Origin of the sequence: Pseudomonas sp. OG7 (assembly GCF_014192825.1) — a bacterium.
GTDB lineage: Bacteria > Pseudomonadota > Gammaproteobacteria > Pseudomonadales > Pseudomonadaceae > Aquipseudomonas > Aquipseudomonas monteilii.
On sequence record NZ_JACHYK010000007.1, the window covers coordinates 391,888 to 409,405 of the forward strand.

Annotated in this window: 15 protein-coding genes; 7 read left to right on the plus strand and 8 right to left on the minus strand. The window is 62.9% G+C overall.

The genetic code is table 11. The annotated features are described in order from the left end of the window. Nucleotides 1–50: 50 nt before the first annotated feature. A complete protein-coding gene (gene xthA / locus FHW75_RS19325; protein WP_019097052.1) occupies nt 51–863 on the minus strand; it encodes an exodeoxyribonuclease III in 813 nt (270 codons plus the stop codon). Nucleotides 864–1,025: 162 nt separating this feature from the next. Here xthA and FHW75_RS19330 point away from each other — a divergent pair, with 162 nt between their 5' ends. From FHW75_RS19330 to FHW75_RS19340, 3 genes are read left to right on the plus strand one after another with little or no spacing between them, the layout of a single operon-like run. Then, nucleotides 1,026–1,676 carry an N-acetyltransferase gene (locus FHW75_RS19330; RefSeq protein ID WP_019097051.1) on the plus strand — a complete coding sequence of 217 codons (651 nt, stop codon included), beginning with the start codon at nt 1,026–1,028 and terminating at the stop codon, nt 1,674–1,676. A 52-nt stretch (nt 1,677–1,728) separates the two neighbouring features. Continuing rightward, the gene (locus tag FHW75_RS19335; protein WP_019097050.1) at nt 1,729–3,471 is read left to right on the plus strand and encodes an autotransporter assembly complex family protein; all 1,743 of its coding nucleotides are present in this window, start codon (nt 1,729–1,731) and stop codon (nt 3,469–3,471) included. Next, nucleotides 3,468–7,142 (plus strand): translocation/assembly module TamB domain-containing protein, encoded by a 3,675-nt coding sequence (locus tag FHW75_RS19340; protein ID WP_019097049.1) that lies wholly within the window; start codon nt 3,468–3,470, stop codon nt 7,140–7,142. The genes FHW75_RS19335 and FHW75_RS19340 overlap by 4 nt, the downstream gene beginning before the upstream one ends. A gap of 18 nt (nt 7,143–7,160) precedes the next feature. Here the strand turns inward: FHW75_RS19340 and FHW75_RS19345 are convergent, their stop codons facing one another. From FHW75_RS19345 to FHW75_RS19360, 4 genes are all read right to left on the minus strand, one after another. Then, nucleotides 7,161–7,715, minus strand: coding sequence for a DUF2589 domain-containing protein (locus tag FHW75_RS19345; protein ID WP_025754854.1), 555 nt, complete (start codon nt 7,713–7,715; stop codon nt 7,161–7,163). 73 nt (nt 7,716–7,788) lie between these two features. Further along, complete coding sequence (locus FHW75_RS19350) at nt 7,789–8,433, minus strand: DUF2589 domain-containing protein (RefSeq protein ID WP_019097047.1); 645 nt, start codon at nt 8,431–8,433, stop codon at nt 7,789–7,791. A gap of 61 nt (nt 8,434–8,494) precedes the next feature. After that, nucleotides 8,495–8,875: a Mor transcription activator family protein gene (locus FHW75_RS19355; RefSeq protein WP_019097046.1), complete on the minus strand. Its 381-nt coding sequence runs from the start codon at nt 8,873–8,875 to the stop codon at nt 8,495–8,497. Nucleotides 8,876–9,126: 251 nt separating this feature from the next. Further along, nucleotides 9,127–9,585 carry a hypothetical protein gene (locus tag FHW75_RS19360; protein WP_019097045.1) on the minus strand — a complete coding sequence of 153 codons (459 nt, stop codon included), beginning with the start codon at nt 9,583–9,585 and terminating at the stop codon, nt 9,127–9,129. Between the two features lie 151 nt (nt 9,586–9,736). Here FHW75_RS19360 and FHW75_RS19365 point away from each other — a divergent pair, with 151 nt between their 5' ends. Next, on the plus strand, nt 9,737–9,925 hold the full coding sequence (locus FHW75_RS19365; protein WP_003248064.1) for a hypothetical protein: 189 nt from the start codon (nt 9,737–9,739) through the stop codon (nt 9,923–9,925). A 36-nt stretch (nt 9,926–9,961) separates the two neighbouring features. On the opposite strand, the gene FHW75_RS19370 is transcribed toward FHW75_RS19365, so the two are convergent. Then, entirely contained in the window at nt 9,962–10,336 is a 375-nt protein-coding gene (locus FHW75_RS19370; protein ID WP_016714110.1) for a fe2+ zn2+ uptake regulation protein, read from the minus strand. 196 nt (nt 10,337–10,532) lie between these two features. On the opposite strand from FHW75_RS19370, the gene FHW75_RS19375 reads away from it, so the two are divergent. Next, nucleotides 10,533–12,839 carry an acylase gene (locus FHW75_RS19375; protein WP_027609889.1) on the plus strand — a complete coding sequence of 769 codons (2,307 nt, stop codon included), beginning with the start codon at nt 10,533–10,535 and terminating at the stop codon, nt 12,837–12,839. A 104-nt stretch (nt 12,840–12,943) separates the two neighbouring features. On the opposite strand, the gene FHW75_RS19380 is transcribed toward FHW75_RS19375, so the two are convergent. Together FHW75_RS19380 and FHW75_RS19385 are read right to left on the minus strand one after the other, a co-directional pair. After that, nucleotides 12,944–13,666 (minus strand): UDP-2,3-diacylglucosamine diphosphatase, encoded by a 723-nt coding sequence (locus tag FHW75_RS19380; RefSeq protein WP_016714108.1) that lies wholly within the window; start codon nt 13,664–13,666, stop codon nt 12,944–12,946. After that, on the minus strand, nt 13,663–14,163 hold the full coding sequence (locus FHW75_RS19385; RefSeq protein ID WP_016714107.1) for a peptidylprolyl isomerase: 501 nt from the start codon (nt 14,161–14,163) through the stop codon (nt 13,663–13,665). Before FHW75_RS19385 ends, FHW75_RS19380 begins: the two co-directional genes overlap by 4 nt. Nucleotides 14,164–14,411: 248 nt before the next feature. Here FHW75_RS19385 and FHW75_RS19390 point away from each other — a divergent pair, with 248 nt between their 5' ends. Together FHW75_RS19390 and cysS are read left to right on the plus strand one after the other, a co-directional pair. Continuing rightward, nucleotides 14,412–16,115, plus strand: a complete 1,704-nt coding sequence (locus FHW75_RS19390) for a glutamine--tRNA ligase/YqeY domain fusion protein (RefSeq protein ID WP_016714106.1) — start codon at nt 14,412–14,414, stop codon at nt 16,113–16,115. Between the two features lie 9 nt (nt 16,116–16,124). Then, nucleotides 16,125–17,507, plus strand: a complete 1,383-nt coding sequence (cysS, locus tag FHW75_RS19395; RefSeq protein ID WP_027609890.1) for a cysteine--tRNA ligase — start codon at nt 16,125–16,127, stop codon at nt 17,505–17,507. Nucleotides 17,508–17,518 lie beyond the last annotated feature (11 nt).

The window sequence follows — 17,518 nt, forward strand, 5'->3', positions numbered from 1 at the left end:
ATATCGCAAGCACCGCAAACCTCAAGGCAAGCTCACAATAGTCCCGACGATCAGCCCAGCTCCAGCCAGATCGGCGCATGGTCCGACGGCTTTTCCATCCCGCGCAGTTCATAGTCCACGCCCGCTGCCTTGATTCGTGGCACCAGCTGCTGCGAGGCCATGATCAGGTCGATGCGCAGCCCACGCTTGGGATCGTCCTCGAAACCACGGCTGCGGTAGTCGAACCAGCTGAAGCGGTCGGTGACATCCGGGTAAAGGTGACGGAAGCTGTCGACCAGCCCCCAGCCTTTCAACCGCTCCATCCACTCACGCTCTTCCGGCAGGAAGCTGCACTTGCCGGTCTTCAGCCAGCGCTTGGCGTTGTCCGGGCCGATGCCGATATCGCAGTCCTGCGGCGAAATGTTCATGTCGCCCATCACCAGCAGCGGCTGGTCGTTGCGGAACTGGCCCTCCAGCAGTGCCTGCAGGTCGCTGTAGAAGCGCTGCTTGGCCGGGAACTTGGTGGGGTGGTCGCGGCTTTCGCCCTGGGGGAAATAGCCATTCATGATGGTGATCGGGTTGCCATCGGCATCGGTGAAGGTGCCCCAGATAAAGCGGCGCTGGGCGTCTTCTTCATCGGTTGAAAAGCCTTTGTGCACGCTAAGCGGTGCCTGGCGCGACAGCAGGGCCACGCCGTAGTGGCCTTTCTGGCCATGGTAGTGCACGTGGTAACCCAGTGCCTGCACGTCGGCCAGCGGGAACTGATCGTCGCTGACCTTGGTTTCCTGCAGGCCGATCACGTCCGGCTGGTGCTTTTCGATCAGCGCCGCCAGCTGGTGCGGGCGGGCCCGCAGGCCGTTGATGTTGAAACAGACGATCTTCATGGAAAGATAATCCCGGTAAAAGGCGCGATGCTAGCCGACATCGCCCGTCATCACCAGCGTGGCGGCCAGGCGAACCTGCTGCTAACGTGCTGGTGGGGGTGAACGAAGCGCGCAGGGGCACCTCCAAGGCACAGTATGCCCATTCCAGGAGGTCTGCCCGCAATGCCCGATACCAACGCCGCCCCGGCCCGTGTCTGCCTGCTCGATGATGGTTACAGCCGCGAGGCGCGTTCGCTGCTGTACAACGCCTACCGCCATGAACCCACCTTTGCCTATATTTTCGAGGCCCAGCGCCCAGGGTATGAGCGGCGTCTTCGGGTGATGGTGCGCGAATGGGTGCGCCAGCATTTCTACCTGCAACTGCCTGCCATCGGCCTGCTGGTGGAGGACCGCCTGATCGCCCTGGCACTGATCGTGCCGCCGCTGCGCCGGCTGGGCGTGGCCGACAGCTGGGCCTGGCGCCTGCGCATGATCCTGGGTACGGGCCCGCGCTGCACCCGGCGCTACATGGACTATCAGGCCGCGCTGGCTACCTGCCTGCCCACTGACCAGGTGCATGTACTGCCGTTGTTGGGCGTACACCCGCAGTTCCAGGGCAAGCACTACGGTGAGCAATTATTACAAGCTGTGCACGACTGGTGCGCGGACGACCCTGGCACCCAGGGTGTGGTGCTGGACACCGGCAACGAGCATTACCTGGCGTTTTACCAGCGTCAGGGTTATGAGGAAATTGGCGAGGTGGCTGTAGGCCCCATCCGGGAAAGGGTGTTCTTCCATCCGAATCCGGTCTCTTCAAATTCCGCTTTTGCCTGAACAGGCTGCCAGGCGGCTCACTTGAGCGCCTGGCTCTGGTAGCATTCGCCGCATGACGTATTCAGGAAGATTGACCTGGGGCCTGGTTTTCTGGGCCGCCAGTTTCGCAGCATGGGGCCAGAGCGAGTTGCTGGTGAAGGTAAAACCGGCCAACAAGGCGCTCAAGGCCAATGTCGAAGGCTATATAGGCACTTTGGGTGACCGCGATGAAGAAGCGCTTTTACGCTTCAGTCGCGGGGCAGAGGAGCAGGCGCGCAAAGCGGCGCAGGCACTTGGCTACTATCAGGCGCAGATCGATACCGAGGTCAAGCCCGCCAGTGACGCTGACCATTCCCCACAACTGATCATCCGCATTAGCCCCGGCGAGCCGATTCGCCTGCGTAACGTGACCGTGCGCATCGACGGCCCGGCCAGCGAAATGAAGGCCTTCCGCGTTCCCGACAGCAAGGCGTTGCGTGCCGGGGAACAACTCAACCATGGCCACTACGAGGATGCCAAGCGCCTGATCCAGAACCAGGCATCACGCTACGGCTTCTTCAGCGGCCGCTTTACCCGCCAGCGCCTGGCGGTCGACCCGCAGGCCGGCGTGGCCGATATCGAACTGGTCTACCAAAGTGGCCCGCGTTATCGCCTGGGGGCCGTCACCTTCGGTGGCGACACGCCACTGGACGACGACCTGCTGCACCGCATGGTGTCGTTCAAACCGGGGACTCCCTACGATTCTGAGCTGATCGCCGAACTGAACAATGACTTGCAGTCGAGCGGCTATTTTGAAGGTGTGCGCGTGGATGCAGCACCCACCGCCGCGGTGGGCGATGAAGTCCCTGTGGATGTGCGCCTGGAAACCCGCAAACCCCGCACCATGGGCCTGGGTTTGGGCTTCTCGACCGACGTCGGGCCACGCGGCAAGGCCAACTGGACTCGCCACTGGGTTAACCCACAGGGCCACAGCTACGGCTGGGAAACCGAGCTGTCGGCGCCGCGGCAGAACGTCGGCCTGTGGTACGACATTCCCCTCGACCCGCCCCTGACCGACAAGCTGCGCTTCGCGGGTGGCTACCAGAACGAGGAAATTGCCGGTACCGACACCCTCAGCAAACTGTTGACGGTCGGCCCCGAGTGGCACAGCAAGCTGCCCAGTGGCTGGCAGCGGGTGATATCGCTCAAGTACCAGCGCGAGGAGTATCGGCTGGGTGACGACTCCGGGCTGAGCAACTTGCTGATGCCGGGCGTCAGCTATTCCTTCCTGCGCAGTGACAACCGTATCGACCCGCATAACGGCTACCGCCTGCAGTTCGATGTACAGGCGGCCAAGGAAGGGCTGGTTTCCGATACCAACCTGTTGCACGGCAACGTGCTGCTCAAGGGCCTGACCACGCTCGGCCACAACCACCGCTTGCTCGGTCGCGTACAGTTCGGCGGCAGTGCGACCAATGGCTTCAAGAACAACATCCCGCCATCGTTGCGCTTCTTCGCCGGTGGTGACCAGAGCGTGCGTGGCTACGACTACCAGACCCTGTCGCCCAAGAACAGCGACGGTGACCGTATTGGCGGGCGCTACCTGGTGGCCGGCAGTGTCGAGTACCAGTATTCGCTGACCGAGAAGTGGCGGCTTGCAACGTTCGTTGACCAAGGCAACTCGTTCAACAACCTGGAGTTGCCCAGCCTCAAGACCGGGGTGGGCTTTGGTGTGCGCTGGGTGTCGCCGGTCGGGCCGCTGCGCCTGGACCTGGCCAAGGCGCTGGATGACGAAGGGGGCATTCGCCTGCACTTTTCCATGGGGCCTGAGCTTTGAAACGTGTGACCAAATACATTCTGCTGGGCCTGTTCGGGGTTGTCGCGAGCCTGGGCCTGGCACTGGGTCTGCTGGTGGGCACCGAGGCTGGCAGCCGCTGGGTGCTGGGCAAGGTGCCCGGGCTTGAAGTGACCGATTTTCAGGGGCGCCTGGCGGGCAGTTGGCAGGCCAGCAGGCTGCGCTGGGCCGATGGTGGCAGCACAGTAGAGGTACAGGCACCGCTGTTGGCCTGGTCGCCTGCGTGCCTGATGCGTTCCACCTTGTGCATTGACCAGTTGCAGGCGCAGCGTATCGACATGGCCTTTGCACCCAGTGCCGAGCCGGCCGACAGCGGCCCGCTGCAGCTGCCTGCGCTGCGCTTGCCGTTGGCCATCGAACTGGGTGAGGTCAAGGTCGGCCAACTGCGGCTGGACGGCAGTGACCTGCTGGGCGACTTGCAACTGGCGGCGCACTGGACCAGCACCGGCATGCGCATCGACAGCCTGCACCTGCAGCGCGATGACCTGAAACTGACCGTGCAGGGTGACCTGCAGCCCGAGGGTGACTGGCCGCTGCAACTGCAGGCTCAACTGCAATTACCGGCCGTAGAGGGCAAACCCTGGCAGCTGGCGCTGACCGCCACGGGTGATTTGCAGAAGACCCTGAAGCTGGCAGGCACCAGCAGCGGTTACCTCGACGCCACGTTGAACGGGCAGTTGCAGGCGTTGGCCGAGCACCTGCCAGCGACCTTGCAGATCCGTTCCGAGGCATTCAAACCAGCGGGCGCGTTGCCTGACACTTTGCAGTTGAACCAGCTCAAGCTCGATGCAAAAGGCGACTTGCTCAAGGGGTATCTGCTGTCGGGTACGGCCAGCCTGCCGGCTGAACAGTCGCCGATCGCCTTGGCCTTGTCCGGCCTGGTCGACAGTAAAGGTGCCAGGGTCGATGCCCTGGATCTGACCGCCAGCGACACCCAACGGCTCAAGCTGCAAGCCACGGCCGACTGGCAGCAAGGTTTGAGCGCCGATGCGCAACTGGACTGGCAGGACTTCCCGTGGTTGCGCCTGTATCCATTGGAGACGCCGCCCCAGGTTACGCTCAAGGCCTTCAATACCCAAGTGCATTATCGCGATGGCAACTATAAGGGTAGCTTCAAGGGCGACCTTGACGGCCCTGCGGGTGCATTCAGCGTGGCCAGCCCGTTCGAAGGCGACCTGAGCCAGGTGAAGTTGCCGCAGCTGGCGCTGACCGCCGGGCAGGGCAAGGCTGCCGGGCGTGTCGCCGTGCGTTTTGCCGACACACTGGCCTGGGATGTCGACTTGCAGCTTTCGGCGCTCGACCCTGCCTACTGGCTGGCCGAACTGCCGGGCACGCTGGCAGGGCCCCTACGCAGCAAAGGCGAGCTGAAAGGCGAGGCGCTCACCCTTGACGCGCAACTTGACCTGAAAGGCCGTCTGCGTGGCCAGCCGGCAGTGCTCAAGGCCGAGGCGCAGGGGGCAGGGCATAGCTGGACGCTCGGTGTACTGGCTATCCAGCTGGGTGACAACCGTATCAACGGCAGTGGCAGCCTGCAGCAGCGCCTGGCCGGGCGAATCGACCTCGATTTGCCGCGCCTGGGCCAGTTGTGGCCAAGGCTGCAAGGCCAGGTCAAGGGCCGGCTTGATGTCGCCGGCACCTTGCAGGCCCCGCAAGGTACGCTGACTCTGCAGGGCCAACGGTTGGCCCAGGCCGAAAACCGCCTGCAGCAGCTGGGCCTGGAGGCCCGGCTGGACAACGCCCAGCGCGGTGTAATCGAACTCAAGGCCACAGGCATCCAGCTGGGCGACACCGCCTTGGGCACGCTGCAGGCCAACGGCAAAGGTGACATTCGCCAGCAAGCCTTGACCCTGGCGCTGGACGGCCCGCAACTCAAGCTCGACCTTGGGCTGGATGGCCAGTTGAGCAAGGGTGACTGGCGAGGGCGCCTGGCCAGTGGGCGTATTCAGGCCGGTGGCCAGGACTGGCAGTTGCAGGCGCCGGCACGGCTTCAGCGCCTGGCCAGTGGGCAGCTGGATTTCGGTGCCCATTGCTGGCGCTCCGGCCAGGCCAGCCTGTGTGGTGATGACCAGCGCCTGGCCCCCGAGCCGCGTCTGCGCTACCACCTCAAGCAGTTCCCGCTGGACAGCCTGGCCCAATGGCTGCCGAAGGACTTCGCCTGGCAAGGCCTGCTCAATGCTGATGTCAACCTGGACATCCCGGCCAGTGGCCCCAAGGGTACGGTCGTGGTCGATGCCAGTGGCGGCACTCTGCGTGTGAAGGATAAAGATCGCTGGATCGACTTCCCTTATCAGGCCCTGCGCCTGGACAGCACACTGGCACCACGGCGTATCGATACGCGCCTGGCGTTTCGCGGCGAGCGCCTGGGTGAGTTGAACGTCACGGCCCGGCTCGACCCGCTGGGCAAGAACAAGCCGTTGTCGGGTGATTTCCGCCTGGCCGGGCTGGACCTGTCGGTAGCCCGGCCGTTCGTGCCGATGGTCGAGCGGCTGGCCGGGCAGCTCAATGGCAGTGGCCGGCTTTCCGGTACGTTGCTGGCGCCGCAGGTCAACGGCAACCTGATGCTCAGTGGTGGCGAAGTCAGCGGCGCCGAACTTCCGGCCAGCCTTCAGGACCTGTCATTGCAGGCGCTGATTGCCGGCGAGCGCGTGCAGCTTGACGGCAACTGGCGCAGTGGCGAGGCAGGGCGTGGCCAGTTGAGCGGCAACCTCACCTGGGGCCAGGCACTGGGCATGGACGTGCGCTTGCAAGGCCAGCAACTGCCGGTCACGGTCGAGCCTTATGCCACGCTGGAAGTTGCCCCGGACCTGACCCTGCGCCTGATCGACGACAAGCTGGCGGTTACCGGCAAGGTACAGGTGCCCAAGGGCAAGATCACTGTTCGCGAGTTACCCCCGTCTACCGTCAAAGTGTCGGATGACACAGTCATCGTCGGCCACCAGACAGAAGAGGGCAAACCGCCCTTGGCGATGGCCATGGACATTGACGTCGAAGTGGGCCGCGACAAGCTGTCGTTCAGCGGCTTTGGCCTCACCGCCAACCTGCTTGGCCATGTACACATCGGCGATAACCTCGACACCCGTGGTGAGCTGAGCCTGGCAGATGGACGCTACCGTGCCTACGGCCAGCGCTTGACCATCCGCCGGGCGCGGCTGTTGTTCGCCGGCCCGATTGACCAGCCGTATCTGGATATCGAAGCCATCCGCAAGGTTGACGATGTCATTGCCGGTATCCGCCTGAGCGGCAGTGCCGAGCAGCCGACCACCAAAGTGTTCTCGGAACCGGCCATGAGCCAGGAGCAAGCGCTTTCATACCTGGTGTTGGGCCGACCGTTGGGCACGTCCGGCGAAGACAACAACATGCTCGCCGAAGCGGCCTTGGGCTTGGGCCTGGCCGGTAGCGCCGGCATTACCGGCAGCCTGGCTTCGAGCCTTGGGATTGACGATTTCCAGCTGGATACCGAGGGTTCTGGCAACACAACCAGCGTGGTTGCCAGCGGCAATCTGACCGAGAAGTTGAGCCTGCGTTACGGCGTGGGCGTGTTCGAGCCTGCAAACACCATTGCGTTGCGCTACAAACTGAGCAAAAAGGTGTACCTGGAAGCCGCCAGCGGGTTGGCCAGCTCTTTGGACATCTTCTACAAACGCGACTTCTGAAGGGGGACGGGGCGGTCGTCAGCGGACGGTGGCTGCCTCGATGAACTCATTGGTGTCGGACGAGGGTGGGGCAGCGGGAGCACGTACCGGGACAATCAGGCTGGTGTATTCCTCGATCAGCCGGTTCAGGGCTTCGGGTGGTTCGCTGGCCTGGAACTGCATGCGTATCTGCACTTCGTCAGGGTCACGGCTGTCACCCTGACGGCCCTGGCCGCCGATGGTGACCTTGAAGCTGGCGGCCTTGTTCTCGCCTGCCGTCAGCAGGGCCTGCTGCGCTTCAGTACCTTTGACCCGCACCGACAAGTCGACCTGCATACGCTCCAGGGCCAGGCCTTTGGGCGACACCAACGCAAACAGGGGAACGCGCATGATGTGCTGGCCGTCCATTGCCACTTCGACCATCTTGGCCTTCATGGGAGCGCCCAACGCCTCGGTGTCGCACTCGAAAAACTGGTCGAACAGGTTGATGTATTGCTGTGCAATCAAGCTGTTGGTGGCGCTGGCGGCTTCTTGCAGGCCACGGGTGATTTCGCGCAGGTCGATGGAGGTCATGGGGGCGGGGGGCTTTTGCAACGATTCGACTCCTCAAGCCAGGTGGTGCCCCTCCCGATGCGGGCAGGAGGGGTGGATGGGGCACTCAAACGTCTCACGGCACCGGTGGGCCTTCCGGTTTTGGCCCTTTCAGGGTATCTGCCTGGGAAATCTCGTCCGGGCTTTCCAGTGCGGCGGTTCTGACAACGGTTGGCTTTGTCGCCGCGTCAGTCAGGAACTCGATCACCCTCATCATCGCTTCGGGCGGCTCCTGGCGCTTCAGGGTGGTGTTGAAGGCATAGCGGGCGCGTGTATCCGTCTTGCGGGTTTGCGTGGACTTGTGGCTGACGCTGCCTTTCACGTTCAGCTTGAACGGCCCCCAGCCCAGTGAGCCGGTCGCTTCTGCGTTCATGTCCTTGCTGGATGTATCCTCCGACATCTGGTTGATTACCAGTTCGAACTCTACGTTGCCCTCTTCAATCGAAATGTTCGGGTGCGTAATGGCAGCCAGCAGCGGCACTTTCATGGTCTTGCTGACCACGCCTTTGTATTCGCCCTGTTCATCGACGATGGTTTCGTCGTAGTCGAACTGGATGGCGACCGCCTTGCCATCCTGGACGCACACCTGCATCAGGAAGTCGGCGTACGATTTGCTGGCGGTTACCTGCGCCTGGACCATGGCCTGCAGAGGGCCGGCGATCATGCGGTCCATCGGCAGGGCGTTGATGACCGAGCCAATAAGGCTGTTGTCTATCGACATATCGGGATGCTCTTTCTAGTGGGGTAAGGAAGCCGCCAATGGCGGCCACGGTGCAGTGGCATCAGCGAGCGCAAGGCTCCTGGCGCCGAATGTTGCCGATCTGGCGCAGGCTCAGGCCGTACTTGTTGGCCAACAGGCTGCGGGACAAGCCGTTGGCGCTCTCCTTCTGGATTTGCTGGTTGCGCAGCTGGCGCAGGAAGTGGTCAGCCTTGGGGATCTCCAGGGCGACCCCGGCAAAGCGCTTGATCAGCGCATCGAGCGCATCGGCCGGCAGCACGTCGGCAAGCTTGGTACGCTCGCGGTGCTTGGGGATGTACTTGGGCCTGCCGCCAAAGGCGCAGGTCAGCTGGTAGGCGTTTTCGATGCCGATGCAGTCGATCAGGGCCTGTAGCGAGTGGGGCAGTTGGCTGATATCGATCTGGCTCAAGTCTGGCGTTTGCATATGGCGCTCCTTCGGGATGGGTGGGATGTGCGACCCGATCACCCGCGGCGGTATGTCGAAGGTGTGAGCAAATTCTGTGCGACTGCCAAGGCGCGTCGCTAGGCGGCATATGGGTTGGGAGTTGTAGCTTCGGTGAACAGGTTTTGCAGGCAGCGATATCCGGTGCTGTAGGAAATGGCATCGACATTTGGCGGGGACTGGTGATTTCTCATCTGATCATGGCAATGGTTGTGGGATGGGGCCGGTAACCTTCACTCGCACGGATAGCTGCTCAGCAAGCTGGCGCTACCCAGGTAGGCTTGAGGGGTGGCGCGCATGCCCTGGGGCAATGTGCGCCAGTCAACCAGCAGGCACAGCGCATGCAGGGACTGGCCGTTGCGCTGGCCGATGACCTGGCCCGCAAAGTGGCGGCGGTACAGGGCCTGGGTCTGGCGCTGAGCCTGGACCTGATCGGCCTGGGCCAGGGTTTGCCGGGCCAGGTCGGGTAGCCGGGCCGCAGGCACGCTGAAATGGACCGGCGCCGCATTGGCCTGCAGGTACCCGGCCTGGCGCACGCGTTGCCACAGTTGTTGCCATTGGCTGCTGCCGGCATGGGCAGCCAGCTCGCGCCCCAGTTCGAGCAGGTGCTCGGCGGGTGTTTGCCGGGTGTCCAGCGCATGAAGGGAAAAGGGGGTCAGAAACAGCGAAGTGAACAGCAGGGGTTTGTACATGGTGACTCCGGCCTGGGTGCTTGGGAGCCTCATGCTTTCAGGCTGACCCCGCCCCACCCAGCAGGAAATGCAGCGCCGGGGGCGGTGGCCGTTGTATCATTGCCGCGGCTCGTTGCGAGCCTTTTGCCCCTGATGTTGCAAGGAACCTTCGATGACACACGTGCAGCGCCTGAAATATTCCCTTTTGATCATCCTGGTTGTACTGGGCCTGATGCTGGGCCTGTCCCACCTGCAGAAGCAGGGCACGATCAGTGAGCAGACCTTCCAGATGCTGGCCATTGCCATTGCGGTGGTGGTCGTGGTGATCAATGGCATCCTGCGGCGCAAGGTAAAGCCCTGACCTGTGCGGGCCGGCCAGGTCTGGCCGGCCATACGCTCAGCGCAGCGGTGTTTGCTCCAGCACGGCGCGGGCCTGAGGGTTCAGGCTGTAGCACTTGTCGCTGCCCAGCTGAATGACGCCTTCGGCGCACAGGCGCTTGAGTACTTCGCGCACGCTGAGGAACGACAGCGGGATATCCAACTGTTCCAGTTGGGCGTGCACACCGCGCACGCCAATGCTGCGGCCATTGCGGTCGGCGGCGTGCAAGGCGTCGATCACCTTGAGGCGAATCAGGCTGGTACGCAGGCCAAAGGTGCGCAGCAGTTCGCGGATCTGTTCGTTGCCGGTGCGTTCCTCAGCAAAAATGCCCTGTCCCTTGGGCGCTTTGCCTGGGACGCGCCCAGCCTGGATCGAGGGTTGCGGGTTGTACATGTGAATGCTCCTTTTCGTGGACGAACCCGAAATGTGGTTGCCTCACTTACTAGGACGAATGAGAACGCAAAAACTGCAACCCACTCGTGAAAAAAATGCCGCTTTCTCATCAAGACGTTCCATCGCCTTGTAATACGTAAAATTTTCATCTGGCCATTCGTCTGATCGGGATGACCCCCGAACCCGAGGAGTGCCCGTGTTTCCACTTTCCCGCCCCATGACTTGCGCTGGCCTGGCCGCCGCGCTGGTGGCCTTCAGCGTTACCGTTCAGGCGCAGCCCGACCTTGATACCAGTGCGCAGATCCGACGTACCAGTTACGGGGTGCCGCATATCGTGGCCAAGGATGAGCGTGGTCTGGGCTATGGTGTCGGCTACGCCTACGCGCAGGACAACTTGTGCCTGCTGGCCAACGAGGTACTGACCGTAAGCGGCGAGCGGTCACGCCATTTCGGTGCCGAAGGCAAGACCCTGGAACAGCGTGACAACCTGGCCAGTGACCTGTTCTTCACCTGGCTCAACAGCCCGGCGGCGGTTCGCGCGTACTTGCAGGCGCAGCCCGCGCCGGTGAAAGCACTGCTGGAGGGCTATGCCACCGGCTACAACCGGGCGTTGGCTGAGCGCCGCAGGCAAGGCTTGCCTGCCGAGTGCGGCAATGGCGACTGGGTGAGGCCCATCAGTAGCGAGGACCTGGTCAAGTTGACCCGCCGGCTGCTGGCCGAAGGCGGTGTCGGGCAGTTCGTCGAGGCGCTGGCGGGGGCGCAACCTCCAGCACAGACCAGCCAGCAGGCACCGGCTGGCTTCGGCGCCGCACTGGCGAGGCAAGAGCGCTTTGCCACGGAGCGCGGCAGCAACGCGGTGGCTGTAGGCGCGCAGCGTTCGGTCAATGGCCGTGGCTTGCTGTTGGCCAACCCGCACTTCCCTTGGATGGGCGGCATGCGCTTTTACCAGATGCAACTGACCATCCCCGGCCAGCTTGATGTCATGGGGGCCGCATTGCCTGGCCTGCCGGTAGTCAACATCGGGTTCAACCGGCACCTGGCCTGGACGCATACCGTCGATACGTCGAATCACTTCACCTTGTACCGTTTGCAGCTCGATCCCAAGGACCCGACCCGGTACCTGCTGGATGGCAAATCGCTGCCACTGGCGAGACAAACCATCAGCGTTGCGGTCAAGGCCGAGGATGGCAGCCTGAGCCAGGTAGAGCGGCAGGTCTACAGCTCGCAATTCGGCCCGGTGGTGCAGTGGCCTGGGCGCCTGGATTGGGATGCACAGGCGGCCTACAGCTTGCGTGATGCCAATCTGGACAACACCCGGGTGCTGCAGCAGTGGTACCAGATCAACCGTGCCGACAGCCTGGCCGCGTTGAAAGGCTCGGTCGAGCAACTGCAGGGCATCCCATGGGTCAATACCCTGGCGGTGGACCAAGGCGGCCGTGCGTTGTACCTGAACCAGTCGGTGGTGCCATACGTGGATCAGCCACTGCTGGACGCCTGCAGTAACCCGAAAGGGCAGGGACGCCTGGTGGTGCTGGATGGTTCGCGCAGCGCATGCCAGTGGAAGGTCGATGCGCAGGCCGCGCAACCGGGTATTTTCCCGGCGCGACTGCTGCCGAGCCTTGAGCGCGAGGACTTCGTGCAGAACTCCAACGACCCGGCCTGGATGGCCAACCCGGCCCAGCCGTTGACCGGTTATTCACCGTTGGTCAGCCGCAATGACCAGCCGTTGGGCATGCGCGGGCGCTTTGCCCTGCAACGCCTGCAGGGCACGGCAAAGCTGGGCGTGAATGACCTGCAGCGCATGGTGACCGACGACGAGGTTTACCTGGCCAGCCTGGTGCTGCCAGACCTGCTGCAGTGGTGCAAGGGCGCAGCCGTGGATGTGCAAGCCGTCTGCAGCAGCCTGGCGGCCTGGAATGGGAAGGCTGACCTGGACAGCGGCATTGGCCTGGTGCACTTCCAGAACCTGTTCAATGCCTTGGCCGAACACCCGGAAAGCTGGCGGGTGGCCTTCAACCCGGCCGATCCGCAGCACACCCCGCGAGGCTTGGCAGTAGAGCAAGCGGCCGTGAGCAGGCTGGTGCACGAGGCTGCGCTGGCTTCGCTCAAGGAGGTGAATGAAAGCGGCGTGGCGGGTGAGGCGCGCTGGGGGCAATTACAGCAGGCGCTCGATGGCACGCCGGTGCCGGGTGGCCCGCAGGCGCTGGGCGTGTACAACGCGATGTACAGTGTGCCGCACGGGCAGGGCAAGCGGCTGGTGGTGAGTGGTACCAGCTACCTGCAACTGGTCAGCTTTACCGACAAAGGGCCAGAGGCCCGTGGAATATTGGCATTTTCGCAGTCGAGCGAAGCGGCTTCAGCGCATGCCAGCGACCAGACCAAGGCGTTTGCGGCCAAGCAGCTGGCGGTGATTCCGTTTACCGAGGCGCAGATCACGGCTGATCCGGAATATCGGGAAGTGGTGATCAGTGAAAGGGACAATGGGGACGTGGTTCTGCAGTAAGGCATGCCGCCTCTTCGCGGGTAAACCCGCTCCTACAGGATTTACGCGTCCGTTGTAGGAGCGGGTTTACCCGCGAAAGGGCCGGCCCGGGCAACCCTGCAATCTCAGGAAAACTCGAAAGGCGCCAGCTGAAACCCTTGCTCGTCCACCTGCAAGGCCCAGCCCCGGCGGTCCCAGTCCCCCAGCACGATACGCCGTGCCGGCTCCCCATCGACCACCAGCTTGTGTATCGCCGGCCGGTGGGTATGGCCATGCACCAGCGTGCGCACGCCATGTTCCGCCATCACCTTGGGCACTTCCTCCGGCGTGACGTCGACAATCTCGGTAGACTTCATCCGCGTTTGCGTGCGGCTTTCGCTGCGCAGCTTGCGCGCCAGCTTGTAGCGGGCCGACAGCGGCAAGTGACGCAAGATCCACAAACTCAACGGATTGCGCAGTAACCGGCGCATCTTCATGTAGCCCAGGTCGCGGGTGCACAGGGTGTCGCCATGCATCAGCAGCACCTGTTCGCCGCCCAGTTCGATCACGCTGGGGTCACTCAACAGCGTGCAGCCAGCAGCGTCGCAAAAGGCCTGGCCAATCAGGAAGTCACGATTGCCGTGCATCAGGTAGATGGCCGTGCCGCTGTCGCTCAGCCGGCGCATGGCCTGGCAGATCGACTGCTGGAAGGGCGTCATGGCATCGTCGCCAATCCACGCTTCGAAAAAATCACCCAGGATGTACAGCGCCTTGGCGTGGCGGGCGCGGCCATCGAGCAGATCAAGAAACGCCCGGGAAATATCCGGGCGTTCTTCTTGCAAATGCAGATCGGAGATCAGCAGGATCACTCAATGATCTCGGCTTTCTCGATGATCACGTCGTCTTTCGGAACGTCCTGGTGGCCAGCTTTGGAGCCGGTGGCGACCTTTTCGATGGCGTCGACGATTTCACGGCCTTCGATCACTTCGCCGAACACGGCGTAGCCCCAGCCCTGCACGTTCTTGCCGCTGTGGTTGAGGAAGTCGTTGTCGGACGAGTTGATGAAGAACTGCGCCGAGGCGGAGTGCGGCTCCATGGTACGGGCCATGGCGATGCTGTACTTCTTGTTCTTCAGGCCGTTGTCGGCTTCGTTCTGGATGGTGGCGCGGGTTTTTTTCTGGCTCATGTTGGTGTCGAAGCCGCCACCCTGGATCATGAAGCCCTTGATCACGCGGTGGAACACGGTGCCATTGTAGTGGCCGTCCTTGACGTACTGAACGAAGTTTTCGGTGGTCTGCGGCGCTTTCTCGGCGTCCAGTTGCAGGACGATGTCGCCGTGGTTGGTGCTCAGTTTGACTTTGGACATGCTGAAACTCGCTTTTTCAAGGCAATCAGAAATTAGGGTGCGCAGGGCGCGGGTTATTACCTGACGCAGGATCAGGTGATCGCGACACATGGCGCGCACTGGCCATTTTGCCAGGCTGCGGCAAAAAGCCGTGATAAATCACGCCAGTTTGTCCGGGCCCGACTGTCAGCAGCTTGACTGCTTCGGCTATGATAGGCCCTTTGATTCAATCGGCCTACCCAGGCCGGACACGTGCATTCAAGGATCCTATGAGCAAGCCCACTGCCGACAACGCGCCCAACGCCGCTGCCAAAGGCGCCCCCGCTGTCCCTGCGAACTTCCTGCGGCCGATCATCCAGGCCGACCTGGACTCGGGCAAGCACAGCAGCATCGTCACCCGTTTCCCGCCGGAGCCTAACGGCTACCTGCACATCGGCCACGCCAAGTCGATTTGTGTCAACTTCGGCCTGGCCAAGGAATTCGGCGGTGTCTGCCACCTGCGCTTCGACGACACCAACCCGGCCAAGGAAGACCAGGAGTACATCGACGCCATCCAGAGTGATGTGAAGTGGCTGGGCTTCGATTGGGCGGGCGACGTGCGCTACGCCTCCGACTACTTCGACCAGTTGCACGACTGGGCAGTCGAGCTGATCAAGCAGGGCAAGGCTTACGTTTGCGACCTTACCCCCGAGCAAGCCAAGGAGTACCGTGGCAACCTCAAGGAGCCGGGCAAGAACAGCCCGTTCCGCGAGCGCAGCGTGGAAGACAACCTCGACCTGTTCGCCCGCATGAAGGCTGGCGAGTTCAAGGACGGTGAGCGCGTGTTGCGGGCCAAGATCGACATGGCCTCGCCAAACATGAACCTGCGCGACCCGATCCTGTACCGCATTCGCCATGCCCACCACCACCAGACCGGTGACAAGTGGTGCATCTACCCCAACTACGACTTTACCCACGGCCAGTCGGATGCCATCGAGGGCATTACCCACTCGATCTGCACCCTGGAGTTCGAAGGGCATCGTCCGCTGTACGACTGGTTCCTCGACAACCTGCCGGTGCCGGCGCACCCGCGTCAGTACGAATTCAGCCGCCTGAACCTGAACTACACCATCACGTCCAAGCGCAAGCTGAAGCAGCTGGTTGACGAGAAGCACGTCGACGCCTGGGACGACCCGCGCATGTCGACCCTGTCCGGCTTCCGTCGCCGTGGCTACACCCCGGCTTCGATCCGCAACTTCTGCGAAATGATCGGCACCAACCGTTCCGACGGCGTGGTCGACATGTCGATGCTCGAATTCAGCATCCGTGACGACCTCGACCGCACCGCGCCGCGCGCCATGTGCGTGCTGCGCCCACTGAAAGTGGTCATCACCAACTACCCGGAAGGCCAGGTCGAGCAGCTTGAACTGCCGCGCCACCCGAAAGAAGACATGGGCATGCGCGTACTGCCGTTCTCCCGTGAGCTGTACATCGATCGCGACGACTTCATGGAAGAGCCGCCGAAGGGCTACAAGCGCCTGGAGCCGGCCGGCGAAGTGCGCCTGCGTGGCAGCTACGTGATCCGCGCCGACGAGGCCATCAAGGACGCCGACGGCAACATCGTCGAGCTGCGCTGCTCGTACGACCCCGACACCCTGGGCAAAAACCCTGAAGGCCGCAAGGTCAAGGGCGTGATCCACTGGGTGCCGGCCGAAGGCAGCGTCGAGTGCGAAGTGCGCCTCTACGACCGTCTGTTCCGCTCGCCGAACCCGGAAAAGACCGAGGAGGGCGGCAGCTTCCTGGACAACATCAACCCGGATTCGCTGCAAGTGCTCAGCGGCTGCCGTGCCGAGCCTTCGCTGGCCAAGGCCCAGCCCGAGGACCGCTTCCAGTTCGAGCGCGAAGGCTACTTCTGCGCCGACCTGAAAGACAGCCAGCCGGGCCGCCCGGTGTTCAACCGCACTGTCACCCTGCGTGACTCCTGGGGCAGCTGAGGAAACGCCGTGCTTACCATCTACAACACCCTGAGCAAAGCGAAGGAAACCTTCAAGCCGCTGGATGGCAACAAGGTGCGCATGTACGTGTGCGGCATGACCGTGTACGACTACTGCCACCTGGGCCATGGCCGCAGCATGGTGGCCTTCGACCTGGTCACCCGCTGGCTGCGCAAGAGCGGTTACGACCTGACCTACGTGCGCAACATCACCGACATCGATGACAAGATCATCAACCGGGCCAACGAGAACGGTGAAACCTTCGACGCCTTGACCGCCCGCATGATCGATGCGATGCACGAAGACGAGCGTCGCCTGAACATCCTGCCGCCAGACCAGGAACCGCGTGCCACCGACCACATCGCCGGCATGCACGCGATGATCCAGACCCTGATCGACAAGGGTTACGCCTACGCCCCGGGCAATGGCGACGTGTACTACCGCGTCGGCAAGTTCGTCGGTTACGGCAAGCTGTCGCGCAAGAAAATCGAAGACCTGCGCATCGGCGCGCGCATCGAGGTCGACGAAGCCAAGCAAGACCCGCTGGACTTCGTGCTGTGGAAGGGCGTGAAGCCGGGCGAGCCGAGCTGGGAGTCGCCATGGGGCCCGGGCCGTCCGGGCTGGCACATCGAGTGCTCGGTGATGTCCACGTGCTGCCTGGGCGAGAGCTTCGACATTCACGGCGGTGGCAGCGACCTGGAGTTCCCGCACCACGAGAACGAGATTGCCCAGAGCGAAGCGGCCACTGGCAAGCAGTACGCCAACGCCTGGATGCACTGCGGCATGATCCGTATCAATGGCGAGAAGATGTCCAAGTCGTTGAACAACTTCTTCACCATCCGTGACGTGCTGGAAAAGTACCACCCGGAAGTGGTGCGTTACCTGCTGGTGGCCAGCCACTACCGCAGCGCGATCAACTACTCCGAAGACAGCCTGCGTGACGCCAAGGGCGCGTTGGAGCGCTTCTATCACGCCCTTCGCGGCTTGCCACGCGTGGCAGCCAAGGGTGGCGAAGCGTTCGTCGAGCGCTTCAGCGTGGCGATGAACGACGACTTCGGTACCCCTGAAGCGTGCGCCGTGCTGTTCGACCTGGTGCGTGAGATCAACCGCCTGCGCGACAGCGACCCGCAGGCCGCTGCCGGCCTGGCGGGTCGCCTGCGCGAGCTGGGTGATGTGCTGGGTGTGCTGCAGCTGGAAGCCGATGACTTCCTGCGAGCGGGCGCCGAAGGCAAGGTCGATGCGGCCGAGGTTGAAAGCCTGATTCAGGCGCGGCTACAAGCGCGTACGGACAAGAACTGGGCCGAATCGGACCGTATTCGCGACCAGCTTACCGCGATGGGTGTGGTGCTGGAGGACAGCAAGGGCACCACTACCTGGCGTCTGGCTGACTGATCGGCGTACTG

What these genes read in the sequence shown, in the direction of transcription:
- xthA (WP_019097052.1), bottom strand. Translation starts at nt 863, where the DNA reads ATGAAGATCGTCTGTTTCAACATCAACGGCCTGCGGGCCCGCCCGCAC.
- FHW75_RS19330 (WP_019097051.1), top strand. Translation starts at nt 1,026, where the DNA reads ATGCCCGATACCAACGCCGCCCCGGCCCGTGTCTGCCTGCTCGATGAT.
- FHW75_RS19335 (WP_019097050.1), top strand. Translation starts at nt 1,729, where the DNA reads ATGACGTATTCAGGAAGATTGACCTGGGGCCTGGTTTTCTGGGCCGCC.
- FHW75_RS19350 (WP_019097047.1), bottom strand. Translation starts at nt 8,433, where the DNA reads ATGTCGATAGACAACAGCCTTATTGGCTCGGTCATCAACGCCCTGCCG.
- FHW75_RS19355 (WP_019097046.1), bottom strand. Translation starts at nt 8,875, where the DNA reads ATGCAAACGCCAGACTTGAGCCAGATCGATATCAGCCAACTGCCCCAC.
- FHW75_RS19360 (WP_019097045.1), bottom strand. Translation starts at nt 9,585, where the DNA reads ATGTACAAACCCCTGCTGTTCACTTCGCTGTTTCTGACCCCCTTTTCC.
- FHW75_RS19365 (WP_003248064.1), top strand. Translation starts at nt 9,737, where the DNA reads ATGACACACGTGCAGCGCCTGAAATATTCCCTTTTGATCATCCTGGTT.
- FHW75_RS19370 (WP_016714110.1), bottom strand. Translation starts at nt 10,336, where the DNA reads ATGTACAACCCGCAACCCTCGATCCAGGCTGGGCGCGTCCCAGGCAAA.
- FHW75_RS19385 (WP_016714107.1), bottom strand. Translation starts at nt 14,163, where the DNA reads ATGTCCAAAGTCAAACTGAGCACCAACCACGGCGACATCGTCCTGCAA.
- FHW75_RS19390 (WP_016714106.1), top strand. Translation starts at nt 14,412, where the DNA reads ATGAGCAAGCCCACTGCCGACAACGCGCCCAACGCCGCTGCCAAAGGC.